The 13,047-nt window shown below is 63.3% G+C and carries 9 protein-coding genes and 1 tRNA gene; 3 read left to right on the top strand and 7 right to left on the bottom strand.

What is annotated here, in order from left to right; genetic code table 11:
• Positions 1 to 71 precede the first annotated feature (71 nt).
• Positions 72 to 3,074, top strand: a complete 3,003-nt coding sequence (locus tag ACTJI5_RS21170) for a TonB-dependent receptor (protein WP_440861700.1) — start codon at positions 72 to 74, stop codon at positions 3,072 to 3,074.
• 112 nt (positions 3,075 to 3,186) lie between these two features.
• Here ACTJI5_RS21170 and ACTJI5_RS21175 read toward each other — a convergent pair whose 3' ends face one another.
• Complete coding sequence (locus ACTJI5_RS21175; protein WP_440861701.1) at positions 3,187 to 5,742, bottom strand: TonB-dependent receptor; 2,556 nt, start codon at positions 5,740 to 5,742, stop codon at positions 3,187 to 3,189.
• Between the two features lie 262 nt (positions 5,743 to 6,004).
• On the opposite strand from ACTJI5_RS21175, the gene ACTJI5_RS21180 reads away from it, so the two are divergent.
• Together ACTJI5_RS21180 and ACTJI5_RS21185 are read left to right on the top strand one after the other, a co-directional pair.
• Positions 6,005 to 7,726: a sulfatase-like hydrolase/transferase gene (locus ACTJI5_RS21180; RefSeq protein WP_440861702.1), complete on the top strand. Its 1,722-nt coding sequence runs from the start codon at positions 6,005 to 6,007 to the stop codon at positions 7,724 to 7,726.
• A 49-nt stretch (positions 7,727 to 7,775) separates the two neighbouring features.
• Positions 7,776 to 9,296, top strand: coding sequence for a lipopolysaccharide biosynthesis protein (locus ACTJI5_RS21185; RefSeq protein WP_440861703.1), 1,521 nt, complete (start codon positions 7,776 to 7,778; stop codon positions 9,294 to 9,296).
• Here ACTJI5_RS21185 and ACTJI5_RS21190 read toward each other — a convergent pair.
• The 6 genes from ACTJI5_RS21190 to ACTJI5_RS21215 all read right to left on the bottom strand — a co-directional run bounded on the left by ACTJI5_RS21190 (position 9,293) and on the right by ACTJI5_RS21215 (position 13,039).
• Complete coding sequence (locus ACTJI5_RS21190; RefSeq protein ID WP_440861704.1) at positions 9,293 to 10,213, bottom strand: hypothetical protein; 921 nt, start codon at positions 10,211 to 10,213, stop codon at positions 9,293 to 9,295. The two genes, ACTJI5_RS21185 and ACTJI5_RS21190, sit on opposite strands and share 4 nt — an antisense overlap.
• A gap of 173 nt (positions 10,214 to 10,386) precedes the next feature.
• Positions 10,387 to 10,797 (bottom strand): helix-turn-helix domain-containing protein, encoded by a 411-nt coding sequence (locus ACTJI5_RS21195; protein ID WP_440861705.1) that lies wholly within the window; start codon positions 10,795 to 10,797, stop codon positions 10,387 to 10,389.
• 344 nt (positions 10,798 to 11,141) lie between these two features.
• A tRNA-Phe gene (locus tag ACTJI5_RS21200) sits at positions 11,142 to 11,217 on the bottom strand.
• A gap of 95 nt (positions 11,218 to 11,312) precedes the next feature.
• The gene (locus tag ACTJI5_RS21205; protein ID WP_058535991.1) at positions 11,313 to 11,507 is read right to left on the bottom strand and encodes a DNA gyrase inhibitor YacG; all 195 of its coding nucleotides are present in this window, start codon (positions 11,505 to 11,507) and stop codon (positions 11,313 to 11,315) included.
• Entirely contained in the window at positions 11,497 to 12,480 is a 984-nt protein-coding gene (locus ACTJI5_RS21210) for a ribonuclease (RefSeq protein WP_440861706.1), read from the bottom strand. The genes ACTJI5_RS21205 and ACTJI5_RS21210 overlap by 11 nt, the downstream gene beginning before the upstream one ends.
• A complete protein-coding gene (locus ACTJI5_RS21215) occupies positions 12,473 to 13,039 on the bottom strand; it encodes a Maf family protein (protein WP_440861707.1) in 567 nt (188 codons plus the stop codon). The genes ACTJI5_RS21210 and ACTJI5_RS21215 overlap by 8 nt, the downstream gene beginning before the upstream one ends.
• Positions 13,040 to 13,047: the final 8 nt, after the last annotated feature.

Below are 13,047 nucleotides of genomic sequence, written 5' to 3' on the forward strand. Positions count from 1 at the left end.
TCCCCTCCCCTTACCACAATTTGACGTTGGGCGGCCCCGCATCGCGCGGGATCGAAAAAGGGAGGCTATAGATGAAGTTCAAGGCACTGATCGGAACCTCGATCCTTGCGATGACGGTGGCGACGCCGGCATATGCGCAGGACGCGGCGGATGAAGTGGAACGCGATGCTTTCGGCGGCGAAATCGTCGTCACGGCGCAGCGCCAGTCGGAACGTCTGCAGGACGTGCCGATCGCGGTCAGCGCCTTTTCGACCGAGGCGCTCGAAGCGCAGCAGATCAAGACACCGTCCGATCTTCAGCTGACCTTGCCCAACGTCACTTTCACCAAGACCAACTTCACGGGCGCCAGCTTCACGATCCGCGGGATCGGCGACCTTTGCGTCGGCACGACCTGCGACAGCGCAACCGCGATCCATCTGAACGGCGACCCGCTGTTTTCGACCCGCCTGTTCGAAACCGAATTCTTCGACCTCGAACGCGTCGAAGTGCTGCGCGGGCCGCAGGGAACGCTGTTCGGCCGCAACGCGACGTCGGGCGTGGTCAACGTGATCACCGCCAAGCCCAAACTCGGCGTCTTCGAAGCCGCCGCCGAAGCCGAATATGGAAATTATAATTCCATGAAGGGCAAGGCGATGGTGAACATCCCGCTCGGCGACACGATGGGCATCCGCGTTGCAGGCATTTACCTCAACCGCGACGGCTATACGAAGAACAGCTTCCTCGACACCCGCATCGACGACCGCGATCTTTATTCGGTCCGCGGCTCGTTCCGCTGGGAGCCCTCGCCCGACACGACGATCGACCTGCTCGCATCCTATTTCCGCGAAAAAGACAAGCGCACGCGCATCCAGAAGCAGCTTTGCCAGCGCGATCCGACCGGCATCCTCGGCTGTTTGAACAGCCGTCTCGACAATTCGCCCTTCAACGGCAACGCGACCTTCACCGCCGCGCTGACGTCGCGCGAATTCCTCGCGATCCGCGGCATCCCGCAGGCTTTTGCCCTCGGCAGTCTCTATGGGCCCGACGTCTATGCCAACACGACGATCCCGTCGGATCCGCGCGAGGTGAATACCGCCTATACGCCGAGCTATTTCACCAGCGAACTGACGCTGCAGGGCCAAATCGAGCATAATTTCGGCCCCGTGTCGCTGCAGGTTTCGGGCCAGTATCAGAAGGTCAAGCTCGACGCGTCGCAGGATTATAACAGCAATATCGGCAACCGCGCGCTCTATGCGACCGGCCTCGCCACCTTGCAGGCGGCCGCGAATGGCGCGCTGGGGGCCGGCCTCGCGCCCTATTTCCGTCCCGTCGCCGCGGCGATCATCCCCAACGGCCCCACCGGCCAGCTTTGCACGTCGCTGGCGGAAGAAAGCGGCTACGGCAGCTTTGGCGGCAACAAGATCTGTAGCGACCAGTCGCTGCAATTCGACCGGTCGAACCAGTATAACAGCAGCTGGTCGGTCGAAAGCATCCTGTCGAGCGACCTCGACGGGCCGTTCAACTTCCTGGTCGGCGGCATTTATGCCGATTACCACCTGACCGAGAACAGCTATTATGTGAACGCCTTCCCGATCGATTATCTGACGGGCGTGCTGGGCGCCTTCACCGCGGCGACCAACCCGCCGGCCGCCGGTGGCCCCCTGCCGCCGTCGTTCCTCGCGACACCCTTCTTCCGCAACAACACCGACGATCTGAACATCAAGTCATGGGGTCTGTTTGGCGAAGCCTATTTCGAATTCAGCGATCGGCTGAAACTCACGGCGGGCCTGCGCTATAACAACGACAAGAAGAGTGTGTCGGCGCGGTCGACGCTGGCAAGCTTCCTTGCACCGCACGCCGGAACGACCGATACCGTCTTCGGTTCGCCGTTCGTCGGATCGTTCGACGCAGATCCTGGCACGCCGGGCAACCAGATCATCCAGGAACGCAGCGTCAAATTCAACAAGCTGACGGGCCGCGCGGTGCTCGATTTCAAGGTCACCGAAGACAATCTGCTCTACGCTTCCTATTCGCGCGGTTATAAATCGGGCGGCATCAACCCGCCGCTCCAGCCGATTTTCGCGGTGCCCGAATCGTTCAAGCCCGAACAGGTAGACGCGTTCGAAATCGGGTCGAAGAATAGCTTCGACAACGGGGCGCTCCAGCTGAACCTGACGGCCTTCTACTATAAGTATAAGGATTTGCAGCTCAGCAAGATCGTTGCCCGTACCGCGGTGAACGACAATGTCAGCGCCGATATCTATGGCTTCGAAGCCGAAGCCATTGTCCGGCCCGACCCCGACGTCGTAGTCAACCTCGGCTTCAGCTACCTGCACAGCAAGGTGTCTGAAGACAAGCTCACCAGCAACCCGCGTGACTTTGGCGGCGGCCGCAGCGATGCGGTTATCATCAAAGACATCACCAACGCCGCGAACTGCGCGGTGGGATCGCGAACCGGCAATGTGGCCGGGGTCAACGCCTTCGTGAATGGCGTCCAGACCCTGATCAACGCGGGCATCGTCCCCGGTGTTCAGGGCGGCGCGGGGCTGCGGCCGACGACGGCCTTCCCGTCCGATGGCGGCATCGCCTCGACGGGCGCCTTCAGCATCTGTTCGGTCATGGAGGCCGCAGCCGCGGGCGCCTTCGCCAACCTGCCCGCTCCCGTTGCCGGCCTCTCGGTCAATCCCGCGACGCTGGGCGGGGTCGACTATTTCTCCGCGGGTATTCCGGTCAACATCAAGGGCAACCAGTTGCCGCAGGCGCCGAATTACAAGTTCAGCGCGGGCATCCAATACACGGCGCGTATGGGCGACATGTCGCTCGTTCCGCGCGTCGACCTCGCCTATACCGGTGAAAGCTATGGCAGCATCTTCAACGGCAATGTGAACAAGATCAAAGGCTATGCTCAGGTCAACGCCCAGGTGCAGCTGAACGGCGCCGACGACAAATGGTATGTGCGGGGGTTCATCCAGAACGTCTTCGACGCCAACAGCGTCACCGGCCTGTACATCACCGACCAGTCGTCGGGTAACTACACCAATATCTTCACGCTCGAACCGCGCCGCTATGGCATCGCCGCCGGTGTGAAATTCTAAAGCGCAGGCGGCAACGCCACCAAAAAACCCCGGCCTCTCGATCGAGAGGCCGGGGTTTCTTTTTGCCTTTCGTGCGGCAGCCGGGGGAGCAACGCTACCCCGGCGCTCCCGATCAGAATTTGTAGCGAATGGTCCCGCCATAGGTGCGCGGCTGGCTCGGGTAGCCCGAGACGCTGCCCGCCTGCGCCACCGCCGGGAAGATCGTCGTCAGATACTGCGCGTTGGTGAGGTTGCGGCCCCACACGCCGACGTCGATGCCGTTGGTCAGGCGGATCGTGAACGACGCGTTGAGCGAGTTCACTTCGCGCTTCAGGTTCTGCGCGACACTCGCCGGGAAACCGCCGAGGCCTTCGACGATCTGGACCGGGCTTTCATACGCATAGTCGACGTGCGCGATCGCCTTGGTCCCGCCCGCGAATTCATGCGTGTAGGTGCCGCCGAGCGACAGCGACAGTTCCGGGATGCCCGCGGGCGTGCTGCCCGAGATGTCGCCGAACGCCGAGTTGATGAAGCTGTCATATTTGGCGTCGAGATAGGTCGCCGCGAGCGTCAGGTTGAGCCCGGCGACCGGACGCACCGAGCCGTCGAACTCGATACCGAAGGTCGACTGCTTGCCGGCGTTGGCGAGCGCAAAGCCGGTGCCGGTGAAGACGTTCGACTGGAAGCCCTTGATCGACTGCTTGAACACCGCGACGTTCACCGCCGCGACGTCCCACTGGCCTTTCAGGCCGAACTCATAGACGGTCGATTCTTCGGGATCGGCAAAGCGCGACCCTGCCACCAGGTTCGGGGTACGCAAACCCGCGGCGGTGATCGCCGCGAGGTCCGATGCAAGCGGGCGGCTATCGCGCGACAGGTTGACCGAGCTCGCCTTGAAGCCCGTCGCATAGGTCGCATAGATATTGACCGTGTCGGTGAGCTCATAGGCGGCGCGAACGCTGTACGAGAAATCGCCGTCGTTGGTCTTGCCGCTTTCGACCGCGTTCGGAATGTTGAGGAAGGGCGGCAGGAACTGGAACGCCTTGAGGCCGGCCAGCGGATTCGCGCTGCGCCCATCGGGCAGCGTCAGCGTCGGATTGGCCGCCAGGAAGGCGGCAGTCGGCGCGGGAACACCCTGACCGATCAGCAGCGCCTGACGGAACGGCGTGTAGGCAGCCGCGTCAAGATTGACGCCCGAGAACACATCGCTGCTGACGACATTGGTCGAGAAACGCTTGCGATCCTTCGTATAGTTGCCGCCGAGGGTCAGCGTCAGGCGATCGGTGACCTCGAAATCGACAGTGCCGAAGATCGAGAAGGCCTCGTTCTTCATCTGATAATCTTCGTCGAGCCCGTTACCCGCGCGGAAGAAAGTGCCCGCGTATTTCGCCGGATTCCCTTCAAGCGCGCCGAACGTCGCCTCGAGCATCGCGACGTTGAGCGCGTTGCCGCTCGCAGCGCGAATCAATGCATCACCGTAGGGACGGAAATGGTTTCCGAACTTGATCGCGCTCTGCTGATCGACCTTTTCGTTGAAATAATAGCCGCCGATCAGGAAGTTCAGCGGTCCATCGAAGTCCGACGTCAGGCGGACTTCCTGCGTAAAGGTGTCGATGCCGACATTGTCGCTCTTCTCGCCGATCAGGTCGGCACTGGTGAAGTCCGAATCCTGGTTCGTGTCGGCCTGCACCTTGCGGTACGCGGTGATCGAGGTCAGCGCGAGGTTGCCGAGATCATAGTCGATCTGCGCCGAGCCGCCGTAATTCTTGATCTTATTCGACGACAGGAAGTTGTTGTAGACGTCATACGAGAAGGGGTCGTTCGCATCGACGCTGGGGCCGCCCGCGAGCGCGTTGGTGATCGCGACGGTCGGGCCGGCGATGACGTTACCCGCGATGCAGCAATTTTCGTCGATCTTGTCATAGTCGCCGATCAGGCGGATCGACAGCGCGTCGGTCGGTTCGAACAAGAGCTGGCCGCGCACGCCCCAGCGATTGCGGTCGTTGACGTCGGTGTCGAGCTTCAAATCCTGCGCATAACCATCGCGGCGGTTGTAGCTGCCGCCGATCGAGAAGGCGATGGTGTCGCTGATCGGGCCGGTGACGTCGCCCTTGACGGTGATCGCGTCGTAGTTGCCATAGGTGACTTCGGCCGAGCCGCCGAATTCGAACTGCGGCTTTTGCGTGACGATGCTGATGACGCCCGCCGACGCGTTCTTGCCGAACAAAGTCGATTGCGGGCCGCGCAGCACTTCGATGCGCTCGACGTTGGGAAGGTCGCCGATCTGGGCGGCCGAACGCGAGCGATAGACGCCGTCGATGAACACGCCGACCGACGGTTCGATACCGGCGTTGTTCGCGCCGTTGCCGAAACCGCGGATGATGAAGTTGGTGTTCGCGCTCGACTGGAGCTGCGACACGCGCAGGCTGGGGACCGACGACTGCAGGTCGATAAGGTCGCGGATCTGCGCTTCTTCAAGCTGCGCTGCCGAGGTCACCGAGACCGCGACCGGCGTGTCCTGCAGCGTCTGCGAACGTTTGCTGGCGGTAACGATGATGTCGTTGCCATAATCGGTGTCGTCGACCGTCGTTCCGGCGTCGGCCGGCGCGGCATCCTGAGCGAAGGCATAGACGGGGGTGGTGGCGGCACACAGCACGGTGGCGCCCAACAGAATGTTGCGCAAAGTCATATTCAGTCTCTCTCCAAACCCACCGAAGCGCAGCCAAAGGCTTATCGGGAGATGCCCGGTGGTAAGCTCCCGGTCTAACGCCCACCCCGGCGGCGTCAACGCGCGCACGCGCGAAACGGCCGATTTTCCGCCAATTCGTGACTAAAAAGCAACAGTTTACGTTACGGCGAACGTTCGAATTGGTTACAGTTATGTGTCAAATGCGAAACGTGTATTAGGCAATCTGCCAAATAGCTCCGCCCCGGAAGACGAAGGACAAGCGATGCGGGCACAGACCCGGCCGAGCCCGAACACGCTGACCAAAACGCTGCTGCTGGCATTCGGCCTGGCCTTCGAGCTTCCCGGCATCGCCGCGCGGATCGCTATGCTGGGACTGTCGCCGCCCCTCCTGCTCTACGCCGGCCTCTATGGCGGCCTGATCGCTTGCCTGTGGGGCGCGGCCTTCATCCGCGGCCCGCTGCTGCGGTGGGGCTGGGCTGCAGTGTTTGCTCTCGCCGCCATCTTCGTCGGCAGCTTTCAGGATGCCACGGCCGATGCGATGAGCTACGACGCCTTCGTCACCATGGTCCATTCGGCAGGCTTCGCCGACGACGCCGTCGCGCAATATGGCGCATCGATCGCATGGGCGGCGGCCGGCGCATTCTTCCTCTTTGTCGGCGTCGGGCTGAAACCGGGTGCCCGGCGCCCCCTGCCCAGCATCGCTGCTGCGCTCGCACCGCTGGCGGGGCTCGCGATGCTAACCATCCTGCTGTTCGTGCGCGGGGGCGAAGGCGGCCGCGGGCTACCGAACGCCTGGGTCGGAACCGCCTATTCGGCGCTTGCTGCATTCGAAGCCGCGACGCAGCCGTCGATGGCGCGCCAACCGGTGACCATCGCGCATGGTCCAAAACCCGACCAGGGCGACATCATCCTGATCATCGACGAAAGCATTGCCGGCCGATACCTCGACATCAACGATGCCGCGGGCGTTCGATCCGGGCTGGCATCGCCGCCCCCCGGCATCGTCGTCAGCAATTTCGGGCTCGCCGCCTCGATCGCCAATTGCAGTTTCGGAAGCAATCTGACGCTTCGCTACGGCGGGACACGCGGCGCCTATCACCGCATCAATGCCACGATGCCGTCAATCTTCGCCTATGCGAAACAAGCCGGCTTCGCGACGATCTACATCGACGCGCAGCGGACCGGCGGCGCCTATCAGAACGGCATGGACGATGCCGAGCGGCGTCAGATCGATCATATCGTCCAGTTTGACGATATACCCGTCGTCGACCGCGACATGGCCGCGGCCGATGCGCTGATCGCGGCGCTCAGCAACGAGCGGCGCGAATTCATCCTCGTCAACAAGATGGGTGCGCATTTCCCCGTCGCCGACAAATATCCCGGCAGCGCCCATCTCTTCAGCCCCGCTCTGCCGCGCGACGAATCGGAGGTCGTGACCGAAACCCGGCTTCCCGAAAATCTGTACAACGGCGCCGAAAGCTGGCGCCGCTATCGCAACGCCTATCGCAACACGGTGACGTGGACGGTGGGCGGCTTCTTCGACCGGTTGTTCGCGCGCGCCCGGCTCGACGGGGCGCTGATCATCTATACGTCCGATCACGGGCAGAATCTGCACGAGCGCGGCGATTCGGGAACGACGACGCATTGCAGCCCGTCGCCCGCCAGCGAGGAGGGCGCAGTGCCCCTCGCAATCATCGGCGCGCCCGGCCGCTGGGAAGCCGCCGCGAAACGCCATTTCGACGCATCGAGCCACTATCGCATCTTTCCGACGCTGCTGAATGCGATGGGCTATGATCGGGCGGCGGTGCGCCGCCAATATGGCGAAGCGCTCGACTCCTCGGCCCCCGATCCGGCCACGTTCAACAGCCTCTTCAACGCGCGGCTGGGGCGCGAGCCGATATGGGTCAAGGTCGAGCGCGCATCGGTCGCCCGACCGCCGGTTGGCGACTATGCCGCGCGCAAGAACGGCGCTGCACCGCGATGACAGGCGCGTGCAATGCTTTGCCAACGAATAGTTGCTAAGGCTCGCCGTCATGTCAGGCTCCTCCATCCCCCCCGAAACGGCACTTGGCCCGGATATCGCGACCGAACCCGATTTCGGTCAGCGGATCCGCCGCGCCGTGATCTGGCGCTCGGGGTCGCAGATTGCGGGGCAAATCGTCGCCTGGGCCTCCACCTTCCTCGTCATCCGCATCCTGACGCCCGAAGATTATGGCCTGTTTGCGCTCACCCAAGTGATGTTGATGCTGTTCAACCTGCTCAACGGCTATGGCCTCGCCAGCGCCGTAATCCAGCGCGACGAGGTAGCCAAACAGGAGCTGCGGCAGATTTTCGGCCTTCTGCTGCTGCTCAACGGCGCGCTCGCGGTGGCCCAGATTGCCTGCGCGCCCCTGGCGGCCGCCTATTATCGCCAGCCGATGGTCGCCGATCTGCTGCGGGTGCAGGCGCTGATCTATCTCACCATTCCCTTCTCCGCGCTCGCCTACGCGCAGCTCGCACGCTCGCTGGAGTTTCAGCGTCAGGCGCAGGTCAACCTCGTCTCCGCGCTGATCGGCGCGGGCGTGGCGCTCGGCGGCGCGCTCGCGGGCTGGGGCGTGTGGGCGCTGGTCTGGGCGCCGATCGCCATGTTCGCGACGCGGGCCTTGGGCCTGACGATCGCGGCGCGCAGCTGGATGTGGCCCAGCTTCGACTTCCGCGGCGCGGGTTCGATCGCGCGCTATGGCGGGCTGATCGCGGTTGCGCAGTTTTTCGGCTTCGTCCAGAGCCAGGCGGACATATTGGTCGCCGGCCGCTGGTTCGAGGCGCATCTGGTCGGCATCTATACGACCGCGCTGCTGCTGACGCAGATCTTCAACAACAAGGTCGTGCCGCCGCTCAACGAGGTGGCCTTTGCCGCCTATTCGCGAATGCAGAACGACCGTCCGGCGTTGGCCGCGGGCTTTACGCGCTCGACGCGTGCCATAATGGTCGCAGCCATGCCGTTCTTCTTCGGCCTCGCCGCGGTGGCGGAGCCGCTCGTTCTCACCCTGCTCGGCGATAAATGGCGCGAGATCGTGCCGCTGCTCCTGCCGCTGGCGCTCGCCATGCCCTTCTGGACCTTGTTCACCCTGCTTCGCCCCGCAACCGACGCGCTCGGCCGCCCGGGTATCGCGTCGGGCAATGCCGCGGCAGGGGCGCTGCTGATGCCGGTCGTATTTCTGGTCGGCGCGCAGTGGGGCATCATCGGCATCGCATGGGCCTGGCTGATCGCCTATCCGTTGCTGCTCATCTTTGCCGCCGTCCGGAGTTTGCCCGTTGTCGGCGTCCGGGCGGGCGAGCTGTTGCGCGCGGTCGCACCGCCGGTTCTCGCTGCCACGGCCATGGCCGCGGTGGTGATGCTGGTCGATCGCATGCTGCCCGCTCTGCCGCAGCCCATGCGACTGGCGGTGCTCGTCGCAACCGGGGGACCGATCTATTGCCTGTGGCTGGCGTTGTTCGCTCGCGAGACGGTGCGGGACCTGATCGAACTGGTGCGCGGACGACGTATGCCGGCCGTTCCGGCCGTCGCTACCTAAGCGCGACCGAGCGCCGCGATCGCTGTGCGCGTCGCGTCGATATAGGCATTGCCGCTAAAGCGATAGCTGCCGATGAAATGGACGAACCGGGCGTCGGGAGGCACGCCTTCGTCCCAGAAGTTAAGGTAATGATCGTAAGGCAGCAGCAACGGATCGGGTTCGTTGGCGATAACGATGTTCGACGTCACCTGTTCGCTGCCCCATCGCGCCCAGCGCTCGGCTCCGAGCAATCGTTCGGCCTCGCGTGAAAACGCCTCGGCAAGCGCGCGGCCATCGCCGCCACGCGCGAAACCGGCAAAGCCCGCACATCCCCGCACATATTGCGGGTTCGTGACCATGGGCAGCGAAACGCGGTCGAGACCACATTCGATCGCACCCTGCACGTGGGCCGCAGGATTGTAGAGAAACGCGTCGTCATCGGACTTTGCCGCCATCTCGGCGAAGGACAACAGCTCGGAATCGGGATCGCCGCGCAATGTGAAGCTGCGATTTTGTACGATCGCGGCGGCGATCTCGGGCACGTCGCCCAGCGTGACCGTGTCCGAATCGAGCTGGATCACATAATCGCCTGCCCGCATGTCCAGAAGCGCGAGGAGGCGTTCCCATACCTGCCCGCGCGGACAAGGCGCGGTATCGATATCCGCGATCGCCACAATGTGCGGATTTCCAAGGTGCGCCGCCAATATCTGCCGGTCGGTGTCGGTGAGCGTACCGTCGTCGAGGATGACGATGCGCCCTTTGCCAAGCTGCGCGTGGAGCGATTTGACCGCGACGAGATACGGTAGCAGCACGCGCGTGCCGATCATGGAAAACAGGACCAGTCCGTCATCGGCCGGTACGATCGGGGGCGTATCCAGTACCGCCCGTGCCGCGGCGCGGTGCGCGCGCTCCTTCCACAACCGGTTGAGCTTGTTCACAATCCTGTTCATCGCTGGGCAGTAACACGCACGACAACCCATTGGTAGAGGCGAAAATCCACGCATTTGCGTCCTTTCAGGACGCTTCGCGCTGCCGAATATCGGGCTCGCAGGCAACAGCTTTGCGGCTTCCATGCCGGCGAGATTGCCTTCGGTTTTGATTTGCCGATAATCTAGAACTCGATGATTATCCTTACCTTGTTGAGTTCGACACCCAGTTTTTGAGCGATCTGTATCCGGCTGCGGGCGATCACGTCACCGTACGCAGCGGACAGCGGCCCTTCCATCAGGTCAAATTGCGACACACCGAGCAAGTCCGCGAGAGCCCCCAAGCGCGCATTTTTTGGCCGCGTGCGCCCCTTTTCCCAGCCCGAAATCGCCGGTTTGCTGACGCCGAGACACGACGCGACATCCGCTTGGCTGAGGCCCTTCACGGTTCTCAGATACCGTAGACGTGCCCCAAAGCTGCCAGAAGGTAGCGAGCTACCACCATTTCCAGCCCTCCGTGGTCCTGTCAGGTTTTGCAACAATATATACCTCGGCGACACCGCAGCTCTTGATATAGCCCCGGCCTTTTCCAGCATGCTCCTTTTGCGTTTTCGTCAGACCATATGAGATACAGCTATCCTCATCTTCCTGTAATGCATCCTCAATTGTGGAAATTTTACATATTTTTACAGATACATAACCCGACAGGCCTTTCACACCAACGCACAACATTTTGAGCGGGTGCCGATAAGTATTTGATAGTCGCGGTCGATTCCCTGCTCGGAAGAAGCGCACTCATCGGGATCAACGCGGCCGTCAAACCGACGTTCGGGTATGCCTCGAGCGAGACGGCCCGCGCTTGTTTGCCACGCGATAGCTGGAGCGCCTATAACGGCCCCAGTTCTACATCCGGATTTTCCGGGATGTTCTGAAAAGCGAATGGTGCCCGGGGACGGGGTCGAACCGCCGACACTGCGATTTTCAATCGCATGCTCTACCAACTGAGCTACCCGGGCACGGCCGCTGCGACCGGTCGGTCGCGCTGGCGAGCGGCGGCTATAGGCAGGGCTTTGCATCCTGTCCAGAGGCTTTGTGACGCTCTATTTCGGGGTCAGCCTTCGTCGAAACGATCGTCCTCGGCCGTGCCGTCGGGCGCCTGATCGACGGGTACGCGATAGCCTTCGCCGAACCAGGTCAACAGGTCGCGATCGCGGCAGCCGCGGCTGCAAAAGGGCTTATATTCGGGCTCGCGCGGCTTGCCGCACAGCGGGCAGGATTGCGATTTGGCGGATATCTTATTGGGCATGGCCCATTCCTTTGATCTGGGCGTCGGCGATCAGCTCGACCGGCCGGCCTGTACGTCTTTGCAGCATTTCGATCCAGAGCGGGTGGCGGCCGACATGATCGATCACGGCAGGACGCGAAGTCAGTTTCAAAACCCCTGCCCCGACCGCGCGTTCCGCCTGCCGCAGCAGCAGGGCGCCGTCGGTGGCGACGGGATCGAGCCGAATCTGTTCGATCAGCGAGGGCCGCACGCGGCGGCGGATGATCTGCATCAGGCCGAACCCGTTGACCGCGGTGCGCTCGAAGGGCTGCGGCAAAAGCGTATCGATCAGCGCATCGATCGCAAGCCGGTCGGCCCGGCTTGCCAACGACGGAAAATCGATTCCGATCGATCCCGTGATGTCGCAGCAGCGAATCACCCTGACCGCGGCCACCGCGCCCGCCTTGGCCAGCGCCAGCGGGTCACCATCGCCGTCGATGTCGATCAGCACCATCGCCGGCGTCGCGTCGACCCACAGCGCGCCGTCGCCGAACGGCCAATGGCCGGCTCGCACATGGCCGACGATCTCCGACCAGCCCGCTTCTTCCAGACGGTCAGGTCCCGGTGCCCCGAGATCAACGACCCTCACGTCGGTCGCCGCGATCCGCGCGCGCAGGTCGGGGCCGGGACCCACCGCCGCGTCGGGATCGGCGATTTTCGCTCGTCCAAGCTTGTCGCGGCCGCGCTCCATCAGCGCCTCGCGCGTGATTTCCACCTGCAGCCGCGAGCCGATCGGGATACCGGGCGGCAATTTGGCGAGCGAAACAGCCTGTTCGCCGGGTCCGTCGAGCATGACCAGCGGCTTTTTTCCTGCCTCGATCAGCCGGGCATGTTGTACGGTTCCGACGGGCGGTCCTTCATGGTCGCGTTCGATCCGGGCCTCGACGATCGCGCCATCCTCGACCAGCGCGGCGCGCGCTTCGCCGATTCCGGCCTCGTAGAGCCACTCAGCCAAGCGCGATTCCTGCGCTGGTCAGCAGCGCGCGCGTTTCGAACAACGGCAGGCCGACAACGTTCGAATGACTGCCCGACAGGAAGCGGACGAAGGTTTCGGCGCGGCCCTGGATCGCGTAGCCGCCCGCCTTGCCCATGCCCTCGCCCGATTCGACATAGCGGTCGATTTCGGCGGCGCTCAGCGCCTTGAATGCAACGACCGTATCGACGACGCGCACGCGCGCCTTTCCGTCGGTTCCGACGACGCAAATCCCCGAATAGACATGGTGCCGCCGCCCCGACAGCAGCCCGAGCATCCGGCGCAGATCGGCCTCGTCGGCCGGCTTTTCGAGAATGCGGCGGCCCACCGCGACGGTGGTATCGCCCGAAAGCACGACCTCGTCCGGCGCACGCTCGACCGCGAGCGCCTTGCCCTTGGCGAGCCGCGCGACATAGTCACGTGGCAGCTCGGCCTTCAGCGGTGTCTCGTCGATTTCAGGCGCGGCGATGCGCGCCGGCACAAGGCCGATCCGCGCCAGCAGTTCGCGCCGGCGCGGCGATGTCGAAGCAAGCACCAGCACGGGAGATT

Source organism: Sphingopyxis sp. 22461 (genome assembly GCF_052044915.1).
Taxonomy (GTDB): domain Bacteria; phylum Pseudomonadota; class Alphaproteobacteria; order Sphingomonadales; family Sphingomonadaceae; genus Sphingopyxis.